At 65.2% G+C, this 19574-nt stretch carries 19 protein-coding genes; 10 read left to right on the top strand and 9 right to left on the bottom strand.

Features of this window, described 5'->3' with window-relative positions; translation table 11 throughout:
- The first annotated feature begins 130 nt into the window (after positions 1 to 130).
- The 4 genes from JQ566_RS26185 to JQ566_RS26170 all read left to right on the top strand — a co-directional run bounded on the left by JQ566_RS26185 (position 131) and on the right by JQ566_RS26170 (position 3855).
- Complete coding sequence (locus tag JQ566_RS26185) at positions 131 to 1132, top strand: NrtA/SsuA/CpmA family ABC transporter substrate-binding protein (RefSeq protein WP_249139815.1); 1002 nt, start codon at positions 131 to 133, stop codon at positions 1130 to 1132.
- Positions 1129 to 1908 carry an ABC transporter permease gene (locus JQ566_RS26180; RefSeq protein ID WP_212377752.1) on the top strand — a complete coding sequence of 260 codons (780 nt, stop codon included), beginning with the start codon at positions 1129 to 1131 and terminating at the stop codon, positions 1906 to 1908. Before JQ566_RS26185 ends, JQ566_RS26180 begins: the two co-directional genes overlap by 4 nt.
- Positions 1896 to 2774 carry an ABC transporter ATP-binding protein gene (locus JQ566_RS26175; RefSeq protein WP_212377750.1) on the top strand — a complete coding sequence of 293 codons (879 nt, stop codon included), beginning with the start codon at positions 1896 to 1898 and terminating at the stop codon, positions 2772 to 2774. The genes JQ566_RS26180 and JQ566_RS26175 overlap by 13 nt, the downstream gene beginning before the upstream one ends.
- A 355-nt stretch (positions 2775 to 3129) precedes the next feature.
- Positions 3130 to 3855 carry a Crp/Fnr family transcriptional regulator gene (locus JQ566_RS26170; protein ID WP_212377748.1) on the top strand — a complete coding sequence of 242 codons (726 nt, stop codon included), beginning with the start codon at positions 3130 to 3132 and terminating at the stop codon, positions 3853 to 3855.
- On the opposite strand, the gene atzF is transcribed toward JQ566_RS26170, so the two are convergent.
- Complete coding sequence (atzF, locus tag JQ566_RS26165; protein WP_349643356.1) at positions 3852 to 5237, bottom strand: allophanate hydrolase; 1386 nt, start codon at positions 5235 to 5237, stop codon at positions 3852 to 3854. The two genes, JQ566_RS26170 and atzF, sit on opposite strands and share 4 nt — an antisense overlap.
- 112 nt (positions 5238 to 5349) lie before the next feature.
- Complete coding sequence (locus tag JQ566_RS26160) at positions 5350 to 6567, bottom strand: citrate/2-methylcitrate synthase (protein WP_212377744.1); 1218 nt, start codon at positions 6565 to 6567, stop codon at positions 5350 to 5352.
- 72 nt (positions 6568 to 6639) lie between these two features.
- On the opposite strand from JQ566_RS26160, the gene JQ566_RS26155 reads away from it, so the two are divergent.
- Entirely contained in the window at positions 6640 to 7734 is a 1095-nt protein-coding gene (locus tag JQ566_RS26155) for a citrate synthase/methylcitrate synthase (RefSeq protein WP_212377742.1), read from the top strand.
- A 151-nt stretch (positions 7735 to 7885) separates the two neighbouring features.
- On the opposite strand, the gene JQ566_RS26150 is transcribed toward JQ566_RS26155, so the two are convergent.
- Entirely contained in the window at positions 7886 to 8518 is a 633-nt protein-coding gene (locus JQ566_RS26150) for a J domain-containing protein (protein WP_212377740.1), read from the bottom strand.
- Between the two features lie 127 nt (positions 8519 to 8645).
- Here JQ566_RS26150 and JQ566_RS26145 point away from each other — a divergent pair, with 127 nt between their 5' ends.
- Positions 8646 to 8921, top strand: coding sequence for a BolA family protein (locus tag JQ566_RS26145; RefSeq protein WP_212377738.1), 276 nt, complete (start codon positions 8646 to 8648; stop codon positions 8919 to 8921).
- Positions 8922 to 9068: 147 nt separating this feature from the next.
- On the opposite strand, the gene JQ566_RS26140 is transcribed toward JQ566_RS26145, so the two are convergent.
- The 3 genes from JQ566_RS26140 to JQ566_RS26130 form a co-directional block, all read right to left on the bottom strand.
- Positions 9069 to 10421: a hemolysin family protein gene (locus tag JQ566_RS26140; protein ID WP_212377736.1), complete on the bottom strand. Its 1353-nt coding sequence runs from the start codon at positions 10419 to 10421 to the stop codon at positions 9069 to 9071.
- A gap of 67 nt (positions 10422 to 10488) precedes the next feature.
- On the bottom strand, positions 10489 to 11631 hold the full coding sequence (aroB, locus tag JQ566_RS26135) for a 3-dehydroquinate synthase (RefSeq protein ID WP_212377734.1): 1143 nt from the start codon (positions 11629 to 11631) through the stop codon (positions 10489 to 10491).
- Positions 11628 to 12251, bottom strand: a complete 624-nt coding sequence (locus JQ566_RS26130) for a shikimate kinase (protein ID WP_212377731.1) — start codon at positions 12249 to 12251, stop codon at positions 11628 to 11630. Before JQ566_RS26130 ends, aroB begins: the two co-directional genes overlap by 4 nt.
- Positions 12252 to 12425: 174 nt before the next feature.
- Here JQ566_RS26130 and JQ566_RS26125 point away from each other — a divergent pair, with 174 nt between their 5' ends.
- The 4 genes from JQ566_RS26125 (at position 12426) to JQ566_RS26110 (ending at position 16847) form a co-directional block, all read left to right on the top strand.
- On the top strand, positions 12426 to 12572 hold the full coding sequence (locus tag JQ566_RS26125; RefSeq protein ID WP_035669499.1) for a hypothetical protein: 147 nt from the start codon (positions 12426 to 12428) through the stop codon (positions 12570 to 12572).
- A gap of 17 nt (positions 12573 to 12589) precedes the next feature.
- Positions 12590 to 13546, top strand: a complete 957-nt coding sequence (xerD, locus tag JQ566_RS26120) for a site-specific tyrosine recombinase XerD (protein WP_212377729.1) — start codon at positions 12590 to 12592, stop codon at positions 13544 to 13546.
- A 260-nt stretch (positions 13547 to 13806) separates the two neighbouring features.
- Complete coding sequence (locus JQ566_RS26115; RefSeq protein ID WP_212377726.1) at positions 13807 to 14769, top strand: acetyl-CoA carboxylase carboxyltransferase subunit alpha; 963 nt, start codon at positions 13807 to 13809, stop codon at positions 14767 to 14769.
- A gap of 563 nt (positions 14770 to 15332) precedes the next feature.
- A complete protein-coding gene (locus JQ566_RS26110; protein WP_249139814.1) occupies positions 15333 to 16847 on the top strand; it encodes a L,D-transpeptidase family protein in 1515 nt (504 codons plus the stop codon).
- A 219-nt stretch (positions 16848 to 17066) separates the two neighbouring features.
- Here the strand turns inward: JQ566_RS26110 and JQ566_RS26105 are convergent, their stop codons facing one another.
- Genes JQ566_RS26105 through JQ566_RS26095 form a run of 3 tightly spaced genes read right to left on the bottom strand, consistent with a single transcriptional unit; the run spans position 17067 to position 19570 of the window.
- On the bottom strand, positions 17067 to 17762 hold the full coding sequence (locus JQ566_RS26105; protein WP_212377720.1) for a branched-chain amino acid ABC transporter ATP-binding protein: 696 nt from the start codon (positions 17760 to 17762) through the stop codon (positions 17067 to 17069).
- Positions 17755 to 18489, bottom strand: coding sequence for an ABC transporter ATP-binding protein (locus JQ566_RS26100; protein ID WP_212377717.1), 735 nt, complete (start codon positions 18487 to 18489; stop codon positions 17755 to 17757). Before JQ566_RS26100 ends, JQ566_RS26105 begins: the two co-directional genes overlap by 8 nt.
- Positions 18476 to 19570: a branched-chain amino acid ABC transporter permease gene (locus JQ566_RS26095; protein WP_212377714.1), complete on the bottom strand. Its 1095-nt coding sequence runs from the start codon at positions 19568 to 19570 to the stop codon at positions 18476 to 18478. Before JQ566_RS26095 ends, JQ566_RS26100 begins: the two co-directional genes overlap by 14 nt.
- Positions 19571 to 19574: the final 4 nt, after the last annotated feature.

Here is a 19574-nt window from a genome sequence, read left to right as displayed (position 1 = left end):
CCGCGATGCGCAAATGTTTGTCAGCGGGACACGTTGTCGATTAATTGCTTCACGGCGCATTGCCTTCGGATGACCCTCCTCTAATCACAGGCTGGCCGTTGCGGCCGCCGATATGACCGGAGGTGGTTGCATGCGCTCGAAAACAGCTCTTCGTATGGTCTCGTTTGCGATCTCGGCCTGTGCGGGCATCTTGAATCCGGCTTCCCAGGCCAACGCCGAAGAGATCCTGAAGGCACGGCTTGCGCAGAACCTCGCACCGATCTCGGGCCTTGCGATTGTCGCCAAGGCGAACGGCCTCTTCGGCAAGCAGGGACTCGATATCTCGGTCTCGAATTTCACCAGCGGAAAGCAGTGCCTCGACACTGTGATGGGAGGAGGAGCGGATATCGCGACGACCGCCGAAGCTCCGGTAACGGCGGCCGCGATGGCCCAGCAGCCGATCGCCTTCGTCGCCGGCATGGAGTACTCGGATCTGAAGACGATGACGGCGGCGTCCGCCGCAATCAGAACCAAAGCGGATCTGCGCGGCAAACGCATCGGCTTCACGGCCGGCACGGGGAGCGAGGTCTACACCTCGGCTCTGCTGAAGGCGGCGGGATTGACCGCCAAGGATGTCACGCTCGTCAACCTTCGCCCCCAGGAGATGCTTCCCGCTCTGGCGGCGGGAAGCATCGAGGCGTTCGACACCTGGGAGCCGCACGTGTCCAATGCAAAGAAGGCGCTCGGCGAGGGGGCCGTCCTGCTCGATACCAAGGGACTCTATTCGGAAACCTTCAACATCGTCGTGACGCGGCCCTATCTGGAGGCAAACCCGGCAATCGTCAGCAAATTCCTGGCTGCTCTCATCGAAGCGGAAGGCTGGGTCAAGGCCCATCCGGACGAAGCGATCGACATCGTCGCCGGCGCAACCGGCATGAAGCGCGACGAGCTGGCACCGATCTGGTCGGATTACGTCTATCACGTGCGCATCGACGACAAGCTGCTCGAGACGCTGAAGACACACGCGGCCTGGCGGCTCGCGACCGGCAATCACCCGCCGGGGGCGGGGATGCCTGATTTCTCGAAGGTCATTGCGGCGGCGCCGCTGAAGGCGCTTGATCCCGCACGTGTGACACTGTCGGCCAATCCATGAGCACCGGCGGACACAACCGTGCGACGACGGCCGGACGCCTGAGCGTGCTTGTCGGCGCGCTCTCCGTGCCAGCTTTCGTCGGCGTATGGGAATTGATCGCGCGCTCGCGGATCGTCAACGCGGTGCTCTTCCCGCCGCCGTCGACGGTCGCTGTCGCCGTGCTTGACTGGATCCACAGCGGCCAGTTTTTCGGCGACCTTTCAGCGAGCCTGTTCCGCGTCACCGTGGGGTTCCTGATCGGGACGACGGGCGGGATCATGCTCGGCGTGCTGACGGGCCGGTTCCGGCTGGTCTCGAGCCTGCTCTCGCCGTTGTTTCATATCCTTCGCCCGATCCCCCCGATCGCCTTCGTGCCCATCGTGATCCTCTGGTTTGGCTTGTCGGAGGCCGGCAAACTCTTTCTGGTCGTCTGGGGGGTGTTCTTCACCGTATGGCTCGCGACCCATATCGGCGTTCAGAAGGTCGATCGCGGTCTCATTCGCGCCGCGCTGATGCTCGGCACGCCACGTCGGCAGATGCTCTCGGAAATCATCCTGCTGGGGGCGCTTCCCTACATCGTTGTCGGCCTGCGTACCGCCGTCAGCATCTCGTTTTACACGCTGGTGGCCGCCGAGCTGGCGGGCGCGTTCGCCGGCATCGTCTACCGGATCGAGATTGCGCAACAGAACATGCAGACCGGACAGGTCATGGGAGGGCTGGCGGCGCTCGGACTGCTCTCCTTCGTCGCCGATCGTTCCTTCGCGGCCATTGCCGAGCGTGCCGTATGGTGGCGATGATGCAAAACCCGCTTCGACCGACATCACCGCTCCGGCTCGTGGATGCTCCGCCGGAGCCTTCGTCGACAGCGCCGGAAGCGACCATCCGGGTCGAGAATTTGAGCATCGTCTTCGATGTGCCGCGCGGCGAGGTCATTGCGGTGGACCGAGTGTCCCTGGCCGTGATGCCGGGCGAATTCGTCTCGCTGGTTGGTCCGTCGGGCTGCGGCAAGTCTACGCTCTTGAATGCGATGGCGGGCCTCGAACGGCCGTTCGAAGGCGAGGTCATGGTAGCCGGCAAGCCGATGCTGGCACCTCGACCGGATATCGGGATGGTCTTCCAGCAGCCGCATCTGTTCCCCTGGAAATCGGTGCGCCGTAACATCGCGCACGGACCGCGCGCGCTCGGCAAGTCGAAAACGGAGGCGCTTCGGATCGCCGACGACCTGATCGAGATGATCGGGCTGACAAAATTCGCGAGCTCCTATCCGCATACGCTTTCAGGCGGCATGCAGCAGCGGGTGGCGATTGCTCGCGCCCTCGCGAACCAGCCGCGTGTGCTGCTCATGGACGAACCCTTCGGCGCTTTGGACGCGCAGACCCGGGCCGTGATGCAGGATAACCTGCTCGAACTGCGCGACCGGATCAACGCCACGATCGTTTTCGTCACGCATGACATTGACGAAGCCATTCTCCTGTCGGATCGCGTGCTGATCATGAGCGCCGGGCCGGGCCGCATCCTGCGGGACCTCTCCGTGGGCCTGCCGCGCCCGCGCTCCAGCGCTATTCTGACCGACCCCGCCTATCTCGCGCTCAAGCGGGATTGCCTCGACCTGATCCGGACCGAAGGCCGCAAGGCATTCGAGCAAATGGAAGCGGTGACCTAAAGCGCGATGGGATTAGGTTCGGCTGGCCGTCCGCGGTTCACCTCTCCTCGGCGGCAGGGCTATCGCATATGGGCAGTACACTTTTGGGCACGATACTCTCCACATCGTCATGGCCGGGCTTGTCCCGGCCATCCACGCCTTGCTACGCAGCACAAAGAACGTGGATGCCCGGGACAAGCCCGGGCATGACGACCTCTGGCGAAGGTTCATATGCGATAGCCCTGCCGCACGCGGGGAGAGGTGACTCGCGTTCTGTGCTCGCGTCGATTCAACCAGAACTCATCGTGCTTTGAGCCGCAGCGAAGGCTGGCATAGCTCTTGAATGGATCTGCTCCAGCTACGAGGGAGCGGGCAAATGTCAGCGGCAACTCTCAAGACGACAGCCGGGGTCATGCTGGCGGAGTCGGATGCTCTGGTCAGATCGCTGCCAGGCTTGCTCGACCATCTGAGCGAGCCTGACCGGCGCCGTGTGCTGGCCATCGGTCGCCACGAGGTTCTGGACACCGGCAAGCATATCTGGCGCCAGGGAGACACGCAGAACGGCATATATCTGATCGAATCCGGCCGGATCCGCAGCTATTACGCAGCACCTTCGGGGCGTGAGGTGACGCTCGCCTACTGGTTCGGCGGCAATTTCGTCGGCGGGCCCGACCTCTTCGGCACCGGAGCGCATATGTGGTCTTCGGTTGCCATCGAGCGCAGCCGGCTGCTGTTTCTGCCTGGTCCCGCTCTGCGCGAGCTCGCGCTTCAGTCGGCGTCCATCGCGGTGGCGCTGCTGGATGCGCTGGCCTTCAAGGCAAGGTGCTACTCGGCCATGGCGCAAATGCTCGGCACACGATCGGTGACCGAGCGGTTGCAGCGTCTTTTGATCTTTCTCTCGAATATCTACGGCTTGCAGCACGGCCGCGAGATCGTGCTCGGCATTCCTTTCACCCATGGCGATCTCGCCAACCTGATCGGAGCGACACGACAATGGGTGACGGTGCAGCTCTCGCGCATGCAGGCGAGAGGCATCATCCGCTACGACAGGGGCCTGATCGTCATTCTGAATCTGCGCGCGCTCGACCTCGAAATCGTCTAACCGGCGGTGCGCGAATAGACCTTCAGCCCGAACAGAGCGTCGCCATCGTCCCGCTGCCATCGCGAGGCGAAGTCCAGGAGGGCATGGTCGTGCCATGCGGGTGCCAGCAGGGTGACGCCCATTGGCATGCCGCTGGTGAGCGTCGCGTTGGGAAGCGCCACCGCACACAGATCCAGAAGATTGACGGAATAGGAGTAGTGACCAAGACGCGTATTGAGCAAGATGGGGTCTTTCAGCATTTCCGCAATGGTGAAAGGACGCGGCGCAGTCGGCACGACCAGGACGTCGATCTGCTTGAAGAGGAGCTGGACCTGCCGCCGCAATTTCAGGAGACGATGTTGCGCCGCGAATGCGTCGGCCGCTGAAAATTGCGCCGCAGAATGCAGGACTTTGCGCGTAACCTCCAGCAGATCACCATGATCGACGTCAATAAGCTTGCTGATCGCCGCGTAGCGTTCGGCGATCCACGGTCCCCAGAAGAGCATTTCGCCGGCCTCGACGAAGGGTGTGAAGTCGATCTCGAGGGCCTCGCCCCCCAGTCCCGCCAGCCTCCCGCAAGCCTGTTCGTAAAGCGCGTCGCATTCGGGCGAGCCGAATGAATCGAGCTGAGGGGCGGAAATGCGCCCGAAGCGGAATTCCTTGGGGACAGCGGATGACGGGCCGTGCGCTTCGCGGCTGTAGGGATCTTCCGCGTCGAAGCCCTCGACGAGCTCCAGCAACAATTTGCCCTCGGCGACGGAATTGCAGAAGATCGACGGACAATCGAGCGTGGGGCAGTTCGGAACCAGCCCGCGGGATGAGACAAGCCCGACCGTCGGCTTGATTCCGATGATGCCGTTGAAGCCTGCCGGCACCCGGCCTGAGCCGCCGGTGTCGGTGCCAAGTGAGAAGGCGACGTGACCGGCCGCCACGGCGACGGCCGAGCCCGAGCTCGATCCGCCCGAGATATAGCGATCATCGGCGGCGCTTGGGCAGACGCCGTGAGGTGACCGGGCGCCGGACAGCCCGGTTGCGAATTGATCCAGATTGGTCTTGCCGAGACAGATTGCGCCGGCCGCGACGAGGCGCTCGACGCACCGGGCCGATCGCTCCGCAACATAGGCGAAGGACGGACAGGCCGCCGAGGTCGGCATGCCCTCCACGTCGATGTTGTCCTTCACGCCGAAAGGCACACCGAGCAGAGGCAGCAATTCGCCCTGCGCGCCGCGCCGTGCGAGAGCCTCGACCTCCGCCAGCGCCTCTTCCATGGGCCTCACATGGATCCAGCAATTGCGGTGTTGGTCACGTTCGATGCGCTCGTATGCCATCGCGATCGCCGAACGCAGTTCGGTCGAGGTGCGAAGGGGGCGGCTGCGGCGAGTTAGGGCGACGGCTTGCGACACAAATGGCTCCCGAGGAGATCGAAGGTGCTGCAAGCCTGCCCGGAGGTGGACGGGACGGAAAGCAATTAAGCGCTTCTGCTGCCGCCGTGAACCGGACCGCATGTGGGAGCGATCACGAACTCCCCGCCCTCCGTCCCGGCGCAGGCCCGACATACCTCGCCCGCGGCCGGATCAGCTTGCCGAACTGCAATTGCTCGCTGGCATGCGCGATCCAGCCGACGCTGCGGGCCATCGCGAACAGCGCGAGCTCGCTGCCGGCGGGCAGGCGCAGCGCGTGCACGAGGACTGCGAGCGCGTAGTCGATGTTGACGAATTCGCCGGTCGCTTCCGCGATCCGCTCCGGCACCTCGCGGGTGAATTTGCGCGGCGCGCCGGCGCGCGACAATGCGTTCAGCAGCGATTGCGCGCGGGGATCGCCGCGCTTGTAGACGCCGTGGCCGAAGCCGGCGAAACGCTCGCCGAGCGCGACGCGCTCGCGCACCATCGGCTCGACGTCGCGGTCGACCAGCGTCTTGACGAGCTGCGAGGCCAGCACGCCGGCGCCGCCATGCTTCGGCCCTTTCAACGCGGCGAGGCCGGCGATGACCGCGTCGTAGAGATTGAGGCCGGTCGACGCCGCGCAGCGCGCGGTGAAGGTCGAGGCGTTCAGTTCATGATCGGCGAGCAGCACAAGCGCGCGGCGGATCAGATCGGGCGCATGCTTGTTGTCCGCCGCCCAGGCACGCGCGACCTGCTGATGCAGCGGCTCGGCCGACGGCTCGGCATTGAGCATGGTCGCAACCAGCAGGCGGACGATGCGCGCACCGACCATGGCGCGGCCATCGGGCGCGCGGGTGAAGGCGCGGGGATCGGCGCTCGCGGCCAGCGCCAGCACGGCGATCGCGCGGTCGATCGGCGCCGCCCGGCGCGCGGCCGCTGCGATCGTACGCATCTCCTCGGATATCTCCGGCTGATTATCCGGATCGAACGGATCGACCCCGGCGACATCCCAGAGCAGCGTCGCCGTGTGCTCCAGCGTGTCCCTCTCGGAAAGATCGACGCAATTGACGCCGCGGTAGATCGCGCCCTCCTCGGTGATGGTCGAGATCTCGGTGTCCATCACCGGCAGGTCGGCGTCGAAGCTGCGCAGCCCGCGCGGCTCGGGGGACGGCACGCGCCGTTCTTTGAGCGCGCGGACGTCCTCGGCGCGATAGCGGTTCTTTCGCGAGTCCGGCGTCGGCTCGGAGCGGATCAGGCCGCGGCTGACATAGGCGTAGAGGGTGGCCGGGGAGATCGCGAGCTCGGCGGCGGCTTCACGGGCGGAGAGGTACAGCCCATCGGAATTTTTCATATTGATTTATGTAATCAAGATTGATCAATCTGTCGAGACGCCCGACCTTTCCGCCGTGAAAGGAGACAGGCCATGAATATCCACCTCACCAAGAGCCAGATCGGGCTGGACGGCGTTCCCGCGGCTGAGACCGTGCTGAGCCATGTCGATGGCGAGCGCGGCGAGCTGATCATCGCCGGCGAGCATGTCGGCAGCCTCGCCGCCAAATCGAGCTTCGAGGGCGTCACCGCCCGGCTCTGGAACGGCGCCAGCAAGACCAGCCTGAGCGAAGCCAATGTCCGGGCAAGCCTCGGCGTGGCGCGGGAGCGCGCTTTTGCGCGGTTGCCCGACCTCTTACCCGCGACGCACGGCATGGGCATCGTCGACGGGTTCCGCGCCGCGGTCGCCGGGCTTCGCGCGGAGCACGGGCTCGAGCACGAGGCAACCATCGTCGGTGCGCTTCCGGTGATTGCGGGCGCGCTGGTTCGTCGCGCCAAGGGACTACCGCCGGTCGCGCCCGATCCGAATGCAAGCCATGCGGCCGATACGCTGCGGATGCTGCGCGGCGCCGCGCCGGAGCCGCGTGAGGTCGCAGCACTCGATGCCTATTTCGTCACGGTCTGCGATCACGGCATGAACGCCTCGACCTTCACCACGCGCGTGGTGGCCTCGACCCAGGCCGACCTGTTCGCCGCCGTCACCGCCGGCTACTGCGCCCTGACCGGGCCCCTGCATGGCGGCGCGCCGGAGCCGGTGCTGGAGATGTTAGACGCGATCGGCTCCAGCGAGCGTATCCAGCCATGGGTGGATGCGGCGCTCGCGCGCGGCGAACGGCTGATGGGCTTCGGCCATCGCGTCTATCGCGTGCGCGATCCCCGCGCCGACGTGCTCAAGGCCGCGATCGAGCGGCTTGCGGCTGAAGGCGCCGACCTGCCCTTTGCCGGCGAGGTCGAGGCCTATATCCGCAGCGCCCTGCGCAGGAAAAATCCGGATCGGCCGCTGGAGACCAATGTCGAGTTCTTCACCGCGATCTTGCTCGATGCGCTGGCGATTCCACGGCAGGCGTTCACGCCGGTCTTCGCGGTCGCACGCAGCGCAGGCTGGACCGCGCACGCGTGCGAGCAGCAGCGGACGGGACGATTGATCCGGCCGAGCTCGTCCTATGTCGGGGCGATGCCGGGGGCGTGAGGTATCGCGGATGTCTCCGCGAGACCGGAATCGTAGGGTGGGCAAAGGCGCACTTGCGCCGTGCCCACCATCGATCCGAAACTGCAACAGAAGCGGTGGGCACGCTTCGCTTTGCCCACCCTACGATACTTACACTTGAATTCGCGAGACCCTACGCCTCCCGCACCACTGTCTTCAGATAGTTATACGCCTTGATGATCTCGATCAGGCGGTCTTCGGTGGAGCGGTCGCCGCCATTGGCGTCGGGGTGATGCTGCTTCACCAGCGCCTTGTACTTGCTTTTGACGTCGGCGAGCGTGGCGTCGGGGCCGAGGCCCATGACCTGGAGCGCCTTGCGCTCGGCGTTCATCACCTTGCGCGTCTCGGCCTTGGGCTGGGCATCCGGGCCCTTGCGCCAGTTGGCGCGGCCGTTGATCTCGCTGAACATGCTGAACGGATCGGACGCCATATCGATGTCGGCTTCCGTACCCTTCTTGCCGCCATTGGCGCCCATCTTCCAGGTCGGGCGGTGGCCGGTCAGCGCGTCTTTCTGGTAGCGCGCGACGGCATCGGCATTCATGCCGGAGAAGAAATTGTAGTTCTGGTTGTACTCGCGCACATGGTCGAGGCAGAAGTGCCAGTACTCGCGCTGGTTCTCGCGGCCCTTCGGCGCGCGGTGCGCACCCTTGTTGGCGCAGCCCGCCCACTCGCAGTTGACCACGGTGTCGCGCGGCTTCAGCTCGGGCTGCTTGCCCCGCGGCTTCACGCGGATAGAGTCGAAGAACTTTGATGAATCGATCGGCATGGCTGACTTTGACTACGCAATGCAAAAACCTTCAAGTCTTGACATTGCAATTCGCTGAGCACCCGGTCCCGATTACCTTGGACGTCCGGGTATTGACGGGGCGCGATCACGCACCTTAATGGCACACATGGCTATGAAAGACACTATCAGCAACAAGTTGCAGGAAGCTTTCACGCCCGAAAGCCTGCAAGTCGTCGACGAGTCACATTTGCATGAGGGCCACGCCGGCCATCGGCCGGGCGGCGAGACGCACTTCCGTGTGTATATCGTGTCTGCCGCCTTCAAAGGGAAGAGCCGAGTCGACCGCCACCGCATGATAAATTCGGCGCTCGCCGCGGAACTCTCCGGCAGCGTGCACGCCCTCGCGATCAATGCGCAGGCGCCGGGGGAAGGCGGGAGCTAGCTCACCAATTCGGCTGTCATGCCCCGCGGAGGCGGGGGCATCCAGTAAACACCGGCATCGAGGATCAGTCGATAGGCTGCGGCGTACTGGATCGTCCGCCCCGGTGCGCATCTGCGCACAAGGCGGACGATGACAGCTTACCACGCGTCAAAACGACGTCCCGGCCCTTCTTGGCTTTGCCTCTTCCAGCTCGGCATCCCGCGGAACCGGTGAAATACGGAGCGCGGTGATGCGGTTGCGCTCGCGGCGGAGGACGCGGAAGCGGAAGCCGTGGAAGGTGAAGCTCTGGCCCCGGTCGGGGATCGAGCGCGCCTCGTGAATGACGAGCCCGGCGACCGTCGTCGCCTCTTCATCGGGCAGGTGCCAGTCCATGGCGCGGTTGAGATCGCGGATCGGCACCGAGCCGTCGACCACGACGGAGCCGTCGGGCTGGCGGCGCACGCCGGCCACCACCACGTCATGCTCGTCGGAGATATCGCCGACGATCTCCTCCAAAATGTCTTCCAGCGTCACGAGGCCTTCAACCTCGCCATACTCGTCGACGACGAGCGCGAAATGGGTCTTGCGACGGCGGAACGCCTTGAGCTGTTGGGATATCGGCCGCATTTCCGGCACGAACCAGGGCGGCAGCATGATGGTGGAGACGTCGATACGCGAGGTGTCGCCGTCGGAGGCGCGGATCGCCCGCAACAGATCCTTGGCGTGCAGAATGCCGATGATGTTCTCCGACTTGTCGCGCCACAGCGGAATGCGGGTGTATTCGGTCGCCAGCACCTCCCGCACCAGCTCCTCCGGCGGCAGGTCGGCATTGATCATCACCATGGCGGTGCGATGAACCATCACGTCGGACACCGTCAGCTCGCCGAGGCGGAAGACATTGTGAATGTACTCGGCCTCGCCGCTCTCGATCTTGCCGTGCACGGCCGATTCCTCGACCAGGCCCTCGATCTCGGTATCCGTCAGGATGTCGTGCTGCGAAAACTCCTGGACTCCGATCAGGCGCAAGATCGCGCTCGACGCAGTGTTGAGACACCAGCTCAGCGGATAGAACACGAGATAGGAGGCATGAAGCGGATACACGATCCACTGCGACACCGGCATCGGCTCCCTGATCGCGAGCGTCTTCGGCACCTGTTCGCCGATGATGATGTGCAGTGAGGAGAAGACCAAAAAACCCGCCAGGAACGAGGTGAAGTGCAGCGTGGCTTCCGGCAATCCGAGCGGATGGAGGATCGGACTCAGCAGCGCAGACACGGTCGGCTCACCGATCCAGCCAAGACCGAGGGAAGCCATGGTGATGCCGAGCTGGCAGCAGGCGAGATAGGATTCGATATTCCCCATCATCGTCTGCAGCAGGCGAGCGCCGAAGCGATTTTGCTCGACCATGGCCTTGACGCGAAAGCCGCGGCTCTTCACGAGCGCAAATTCCGCAGCCACGTAGAACGCGTTGGCGGCGAGCAGGAGGGCCGCAAGCAGAAGATTGATCGAGATCGAACTCATATTTGCCTCGCGACCGCCCCGGCATTCCCCGCCGTTTCGCGGGCGGCCGATCTGAACGGTCCCGCCATCACTGCGATAGCTTCTCTTTCAGGAAGTCGCGCACCGGTGCGGGCTCGACATCCTTCACGATCACCGCGCGGCCCACGGCTTCCAGCAGGATGAAGGTGAGCTTGCCGCGCTTGACCTTCTTGTCCTGCGCCATCAGCGCCATCAGCGCGTCGGCATCGGCAAGCCCTTCCTGCGCAAAGCCCGCGATGTCCTGCAAGCGCGTCGGCAGGCCTGCCTCGACCAGATGGCGTTCGACACGCGCGGCCTCAAGCTCGCCGATCATGCCGAGCCTGGCCGAGAACTGCGCCGCCAGCGTCATCCCGATCGAAACGCCCTCGCCATGGAACAGGCGGTCGGAGAAGCCGGTCGCCGCTTCCAGCGCGTGGCCGAAGGTGTGGCCGAGATTGAGCAGCGCACGCTCGCCGGTCTCGCGCTCGTCGCGCGAGACGACACCGGCCTTGGCGCGGCAGGAGGTCGCGATCGCATGCTCGCGCGCCGAACCGCCCTTGAAGATATCGGAATGGTTCTTTTCCAGCCAGGAGAAAAAGGCCTCGTCGCCGAGCACGCCATATTTGGCGACCTCGGCATAGCCGGCGCGGAACTGACGCGGCGACAGCGTGTCGAGCACGGCGGTGTCGGCGATGACCAGCACCGGCTGGTGGAAGGCGCCGAGCAAATTCTTGCCCTGCGGCGAGTTGATGCCGGTCTTGCCGCCGACGGACGAATCGACCTGCGCCAGCAGCGAAGTCGGCACCTGCACGAAATCGACGCCGCGGCGCAGGATCGCCGCGGCAAAGCCGGCGAGATCGCCGACCACGCCGCCGCCGAGCGCGATGACGAGATCGTTGCGCTCGATCCTGGCGGCGATCAGGGCTTCGCTGACCTTTTCGAGGCCGGCATAGGTTTTTGAGATCTCGCCCTCCTCGACGACGATGCGCGAGGTCTGGATGCCGGCGGCGGCAAGCGACGCTTCGGTCGGCTCGAGCCAGTATTTTGCGACGGTGCGGTCGGTGACAACGGCCGTGCGCACGCCCGGCCGCAAGGCTGCGACCCGCTCGCCGAGCGAGGCCAGCACGCCGCGGCCGATGACGATGTCATAGGCGCGATTCTCCAGCGCAACGTCGACTTTGACGGGATCGGAATGTTTCAACGGGGCAGTCATCTTAACGCACTCGCAACGTCGGCAGGTGTTTGGGCGGCCTGTCCGCCGCAGAGATGAGCGTGCAGCGCCGCGATGCATTCCTCGACGATTCTATCGTGCGGCACGTCGCGCGAGGCGATCGTGAGGTCGGCATTGGCATAGACCGGCTCGCGCTCGGTGAGGAGGCGCGTCACGGTTCCCTCGGGGTCGGCGGTCCGAAGCAGCGGACGGTCGGCGCGGCGGCGCACGCGGCGCATGATGACGTCATGGTCCGCCCTGAGCCAGATCGAGATGGCTTTCGCCGCGATGCGCGCGCGCGTCTCCTCGCGCATGAAAGCGCCGCCGCCGGTCGCCAGCACCACGGGACCACCCTCGAGCAGGCGCGCGATGACACGGGCCTCGCCATCGCGGAAATGCGGCTCGCCGTGGCGCTCGAAAATCTCCGGTATGGTCATGCCGGCCGCCGCCTCGATCTCGGTGTCGGCATCGATGAAGGGCAGCTTGAGGCGGGCCGCCATGCGCCGGCCGATGGTGGACTTGCCCACCCCCATCATGCCGACGAGCACGATCGAGCGCGCACCGAGCGCCGACAGGATGTCGGCCTCAGGCGAAGCAGGAAGCGGCAACGCGGCGTCGGACATTGTCTCGCTCGATTGGATCTCGCTCGAACTGCCGCCGGATGCGGCATGGTTTGGCCACCTATACGACCCCATGGGGGCCCTCGCCAGAGGACTCTTGCCACGAAACGGCGAACATGTTGGATGATTTCATTGGTTAATTTGGCTGCCTGGACCCTTACCTGAGACCCCAGAACGATGCCGAGCTTGTTCCGCTTCCTGACGGTCGTCGCCGTGATCGCCGGCATCGTCTATGGCGTGGTCTTCGCGCTGGCGAACTTCGTCAATCCGAAGCCGCGGGAAATGACGGTGACCATCCCGCCTGACAAGTTTCTCAAGAAATAGGAGCTAGCCTCCAGGGCATGCCCATCAAGCCCTCCGACACCAAGCTCACCGGCCTGTTCCTCGACATGCTCGCGGCGGAACAGGGCGCCGGCCCCAACACGCTCGATGCCTACCGTCGCGACCTCACCGATTTCTCGGAATTTCTGGGCCGCGTCGGCCATAGCTTTGCGGACGCGGAGACGCAGGTCCTGCGCGATTATCTCGCCGATCTCGACACGCGCGGCTTCAAGTCCACCAGCGTCGCCCGCCGCCTGTCGGCGATGCGGCATCTCTATCGGTTTCTCCTGAACGAACGGATCAGGGCCGACGATCCCGCGGCGATCCTGTCCGGCCCGAAGCGCGGCCGCGGCCTGCCAAAGGTGCTATCGATCGCCGATGTCGACCGCATGCTCCGCCGCGCCAAGGAATTGAGCGAGGCGGAAGATGCTTCGCCCTCGAAACGGCTGCGCGCTTTGCGGCTCTATTGCCTGCTGGAGGTGCTCTACGCCACGGGCTTGCGCGTCTCCGAGCTGGTGGCGCTGCCGCGCTCGGCGGCCAAGCGCGACGCGCGCATGATCGTGGTGCGCGGCAAAGGCAACAAGGAGCGCCTGGTGCCGCTCAACGAGGCCTCGCGGCAGGCGATGGCGGATTACCTCGCCGCGACGGAGGCTGCAAAGGCCGACAAGAAGAACAGCGTGGCCGCCTCGAAATGGCTATTCCCCTCGTTCGGCGAGAGCGGACATCTGACGCGGCAGCATTTCGCCCGCGACTTGAAAGAGCTCGCGGTCGCTGCCGGGCTGCAGGCCCGCCTGGTCTCCCCGCACGTGCTGCGCCACGCCTTTGCCAGCCATTTGCTGCACAACGGCGCGGACTTGCGCATCGTGCAGACCCTGCTCGGCCACACCGATATTTCCACGACCCAGATCTACACCCATGTGGTCGAGGAGCGGCTGAAGAGCCTGGTGCGGGATCTGCATCCGCTGGCGGAGAAGTAGGGATGGGTGAGAGGTCTCGTGCCCCGGGCGCAGCAGCGCTCAAGAAGCGCTGCAGAGCGTCCGGGACACGACATCGGAGTCGGGAGGACAACCGAAACCGCCTTGACTTCGGCCACATCTCCGCAGAAAGAGCCGGGGCCTCACGACTGATTTGGCTGGTGTCTCACGATCACACAAGCCAAGCCATTGAAGACGCTACACTTCTTCCCGGACCCCAACCTCGCTTCGCTTCTTTAGCCCCGTCCGCCTATATTGAGTTGATGCAAGACCAGATGCGCAGCTATCTCGACTTCGAAAAGCCCGTCGCCGAGCTCGACTCCAAGGTCGACGAATTGCGGGCGCTCGCTGCCACCGGCACCGACATCAGCGACGAGGTCGGACGGATCGAGGACAAGGCGGCGCAGGCGCTGGCCGACCTCTATACGAACCTGACGCCGTGGCAGAAGACGCTGGTGGCGCGGCATCCGCAGCGGCCGCACTTCAACGACTTCATCAAGGGGCTGATCACCGAGTTCACCCCGCTCGCCGGCGACCGCAAGTTCGGCGAGGACGAGGCGCTGGTCGCCGGCTTCGGCCGCTTCCGCGGCGAGCCGATCTGCGTGATGGGCCAGGAAAAGGGCGATTCCACCGAGAGCCGCATCCGGCACAATTTCGGCATGGCGCGGCCCGAAGGCTATCGCAAATGCGTGCGGCTGATGGAGATGGCCGAGCGGTTCGGCCTGCCGGTGCTGTCGCTCGCCGATTCCGCCGGCGCCTATCCCGGCATCGGCGCGGAAGAGCGCGGCCAAGCCGAGGCGATCGCGCGCTCGACCGATGCGTGCCTGGCGCTGACCGTGCCGAACGTCGCCATCATCACCGGCGAAGGCATGTCGGGCGGCGCCATCGCCATCACCACTGCCAACAAGGTGCTGATGCTGGAGCACGCCATCTACAGCGTGATCTCGCCTGAAGCCGCCTCCTCCATCCTCTGGCGCGACGGCACCAAGGCGCAGGAAGCCGCCAACAACATGAAGATCACCGCCCAGGACATGCTCCGCTTCGGGGTGATCGATCAGATCCTCAAGGAGCCGGTCGGCGGCGCCCACCGCGACCCCGCCGCCATGATCGCCACCACGGGCGAAGCCATCGCCAAGGCCTTCGACGAGCTCCGGGGCCTCGACGGCGACGCCATCCGCAAGCAACGGCGGCAGAAATTCCTCGAGATCGGCCGGAAACTGGGCTGATTCGCCTCGATTTCGTGTCCCGGACGCGGTGCGGCGCCATAAGCGCGTTCACGCGCGTCTTCGACGCGCTATGGTGACGCTCCGCTGAGCCGGGACCCAGCAGGCTCCGGAGCTTGCGCCAGCATGGGCCCCGGCTCAGCAGCGCACCGCCGAGGGGCGCTGCGCTGCGTCCGGGGCATGAGCCTCCTCCCGGTAACCCCGCGTTAACCCTTTTTTTGCCCAAATCGGCGATCTCAGTGGCGGTTTGGCCGCAAAGCCCAAGTTCCGGCCCAGTTCCAAGTTACGGCCCAGTTTAAGTCTCTGTTGACCACACCTTTGGGCCAACGCCCTCGTGATCCCCGCTCGGGTTGCGACCACATGACCCAGAGGTTAGAATTTTAATCAATGGCTTCAGGGCATAAGCGCTGGGGCGTGAGCTGAAAAAGCCCGTCATGACGGGTCCGGTTTTCCGGTCGGATCATGCGCCAGAAGAATTGGGGTTCGCGCTCCTTGCCCGGCACGGTGTGGGGTCCATCTTGATTTCTCGTTCGCTTGCTCGCGCGCTCTTGGCTTCGGTTGCGCTGATGACGGCCGGCGTCCTGCTGTCCGGCTGCAACACCGACCAGGTCTCGCTCGCGACCAACGCCAAGGCCAATCAGCCGGTGCCGCCGAAGCTTCTCGCCGCGATCTCCGAGAAGAACATGGACCTGCAGTCGCCGATCCTGGTCCGCCTGTTCAAGCAGGAGGCCGAGCTCGAGGTCTGGAAGCAGACCCGCTCGGGCCAGTTCGCGCTGCTCAAGACCTATCCGATCTGCCGCTGGTCCGGGGACCTCGGCCCCAAAGTGCGCGAAGGCGACCGCCAGGCGCCGGAAGGATTCTACTCGATCAATCCGAGCCAGATGAATCCGCAGTCGGCCTATTACCTGTCCTTCAACACGGGCTACCCGAACGCGTTCGACAAGGCACTGGGGCGCACCGGCTCGCAGCTGATGGTGCACGGCGACTGCTCGTCGCGCGGCTGCTACGCCATGACGGACGAGCAGATCGCGGAGATCTATTCGCTCGGGCGCGAATCCTTCTTCGGCGGCCAGAAGGCGTTCCAGCTCCAGGCCTATCCGTTCAAGATGACGCCGGTGAACATGGCCAAGCACCGGAACAATCCGAACATGGCCTTCTGGAAGATGATCAAGGAAGGCTATGATCATTTCGAGGTGACGCGGCAGGAGCCGAAGGTCGATTTCTGCGAGAAGAAGTACGTCTTCGACGCCGCGAAGCCGGCCGACGCCAAGCGCGATCCGGTGTTCGACGCCTCGGCAAAATGCCCGGCCTATGTGATCCCCGAGGACGTCGCCAGCGCCGTGCGCGAGAAGCAGGCGAAGGACGAGGCGGAATACGCTCGGCTCGTCGCCAAGGGCACGCCGGTGGCGCGCATGAACACCGGTATCGACGGCGGCATGAACAAGGTGTTCGCCGCCAAGATTCCGGAAGGCTCGACTGGCCTCTCCGAGAGCGCCGAAGGCACCACGCTGCAGATGCTGGCGATGGCGAAGGCGCCCGGCACGATCCCCGGCCACGTCAATCCGCCCAAGCCGAACCTCGATGCGGTGGCGTCCGCGCCTGCACCGCAGGAAGCGCCGGTCACGGCCAGCAGCGCGCCCGCGACCACCCGCGTCGCGTCGGCTGCACCCGCCGAGAAATCCTCAAGCGGCGGCTTCTTCTCCAACCTCGGCCGCAAGATGGGCCTCGGCGCCGCCGATACCACGGCGACCACGCCGCCGCCGCAGGCCACCGCGTCCGTCGCTCCGGCCCAGACCTCCACGACGCCACCGACCGCAGCATCCCGGCTGAAGGCTGCGGTGACCCGCTTCGTGCCGGGGCATGACAAGTCCAAGGATGCTGCGAAGGATACGCCGAAGCCCGCTGTGGCTGCCGCCAAGCCGGCAGAGCCGGCAAAGCCAGATACGCGGCTTGCCGCGACCCGTCCGGCGCTGAAGCCGTCGGTCTCGGACGGCGCAGGTGACAGTGCCCCGATGATGGCCGGTGCCGCTCCGGTGGTGCAGTCGAACTCGTTCGACAGCCGCTTTGGGGCGGTGAAGTAAGCGGGCGCGCCGCGCTATCCCAGCCCGACGCCGTCATTCCCCGCGAAGGGGAATCCAGTATTCCAGAGACACCAGTTATCGATCGAGAAGCCGCGGCGTACTGGATGCCCCGCCGGAGCCTGTCATCGGGCTCGCCGAAGGCGAGACCCGGTGGCGGGGCATGACAGCCGGGAGGGGGTGAGAATCGCGCCTCGCCCTGAGATGGGCAGCGTACGCACCCTACGGCGCCAGATACCGCATCAGCTCCGGATTGCCCCGCACCTGGCCCGCTTCGCCCTGCAGCGCGATCCGACCGCGGTCGAGCACGTAGGCGTAGTCGGCGACGCGGAGCGCCAAATCGAGGTGCTGCTCGACGATGATGACGGCGATCTCCTTGGCGAGCTCGATCAGGCGCTCGGTGATCTCCTCGATCACGCCGATCCAGACGCCTTCGGTGGGCTCGTCCAGCAGCAGCAGTTTCGGATCACCCAGCATGGCGCGGCCGATCGCGAGCATCTTGCGCTCGCCGCCCGAGAGCGTGCCGGCGGGCTGGTCGAGGCGCTGGCCGAGCTTGGGGAAGATGGTCAGCACGCGGTCGACCGCGGAGGCATCCTTGTTCGCGAGCGAGCCGACGGCGAGATTGTCGCGCACCGACAGGCGCGCGAACACGGAATGCTCCTGCGGCACATAGCCGATGCCGGCGCGGACGCGCTCCTGGGTGGCACGGCGGCTGATGTCGCGGCCGTCGAAGGCGACCTCGCCCTTCCACGCCGGCAGCTCGCCGACGATGGTCTTCATCAGCGTGGTCTTGCCGGCACCGTTGCGGCCGAGCACGGCGACGCCGCCGCGCCAGGGAATGCCGAGCGTGACGTCGAACAGGACCTGGCTGCGGCCGTAACCGGCGTCGAGATGCTTGATGTCCAAAAATTCAGGCACGGCGCAGATAGATCTCCTGGACGGATGTGTTGGCCTGGATCTCCGACACCGTACCCGACGCCAGCACCTTGCCCTGGTCGAGCACGGTCAGCCGATCGCAGATGTCGCGAATGAAATCGAGATCGTGCTCGACGATGACGAGCGAGCAATGTTCTTTGATCGGTTGCAGCAGCTCGCCGGTGACGCGGCGCTCCTCCAGGCTCATGCCGCCGGTGGGCTCGTCGAGCAACAGAAGTTTCGGCTTGCCTGCGAGCGCCATGGCGATCTCCAGCCATTGCTGCTGGCCGTGCGACAGGGCAGCTGCCGCATCGAAGGCGCGGTCGGCGAGGCGGAACTGCGTCAGCATAGTCATGACCTGGTCGTGCAGCGCGCCGCGGGTGCGCGAGAACACGAGGTCGAACAGCGAGCACTGCGCCTGCAGCGCAAGCAGGATGTTGTCGTAGAGCGTCAGCGACGGCAGCACGGATGTGATCTGGAATTTCAGGCTCATGCCGGCTCGGGCCCGCTCGGTCGGCGTGAACGCGGTGATGTCGGTGTTGACGAAGGAGACTTTTCCTTGCGTCGGCACTTCGGCCCCGGCGATGCACTTCATCAGCGTGCTCTTGCCGGAGCCGTTCGGACCGATCAGGCCGTGGAATTCGTTCTCGCCGACGGTGAGCGCGGCGCCATCGAGCGCGGTGAGCTTGCCGAAGACCTTCTTGATACCGGCGGCTTCAAGGAGCGGCATTGCGCTTCTCCTTCGGTTTGGCACCGAAGCTGCCGACTCGTTCACGCTCGCCGAGGACAAAGCTGATCAGGCCCAGCGGCCGGAACATGATCACGAGCAGCAGCAGCAGGCCCAGGATGATCGGCCAGATGTCGCGGTAATTGTCCGAAAGCCAGAAGCTGACGCCTTCGACGATGATGGCACCGATCACCGCGCCGATCAGCGTGCCGGAGCCGCCAAACAGAACGTAGAGCACCACCTGGGTCGAGACCACGACGCCGACCATGTTGGGCCAGACAAAGCCTTCGTGGAAGGCATAGAGGCTGCCGGCGAGCCCTGCGACGGCGCCGCCGATGGTGAAGATGATCGCTTTGAGGTGCTGCGCCTTGTAGCCGAAGAAGGCGATGCGCTGCTCGTTCTCGCGGAGCCCTGCGAGCGCGAGGCCGAATTGCGAGCGCACCAGGAAGCGGCAGAGCAGGTAGACCACGACGAGGATGCCGAGCACGAGATAGTAGAACGCCGGACCTTCCGTGAACTCGTAACCAGCGAGCGACATCGGTGCGATCGAGGGGATGCCGTTCTGGCCGCCGAGATAATACCAGCCGCGCGCGAGCCGATCGGCGGCGTAGGAGCCGGTGAGCGTGCCCAGCGACACGAAGATCACGCTGGAGGGATGCCGTCCGAGCAGCAGGAAGCCGCCGAGCAGGAGCGCGAAGGTGAGGCCGATCAGCGTGCCCGCGGGCAGCACCAGGAAGATGTTGGTGATGTCGAGGTCGCGCGCGAGCAGGGCGACGCCATAGCCGGCCGAGCCGAAGAACAGGGCCTGGCCGAAGCTCATGATGCCGGCATAGCCCCAGACCAGATCGAACGACAGCGCGAACAGCGCCAGGATGATCACGCGCGTCGCGAACACCGTGAGATAGTCCTGCAGCACCAGCGGCGCGAGCAGCGCCGCGATGAGCACGACGCCCTCGACGATCGGCAGGATTTTTCGTGCCGCGGCAGCTCGGACCACCGTTCCACTGCTACCCGCCGCGGCGTCTATGACCCCGCCGATCTCGGCGGGGATCGCCTGCTTCACTGCGCCCATCGCTTTCGGCATTCGA

This window comes from Bradyrhizobium sp. SZCCT0231, assembly GCF_018130245.1.
GTDB lineage: Bacteria > Pseudomonadota > Alphaproteobacteria > Rhizobiales > Xanthobacteraceae > Bradyrhizobium > Bradyrhizobium japonicum_F.
Note: the sequence above shows the minus strand (reverse complement) of the source record. Positions and strands in the feature narration are given on the sequence as shown.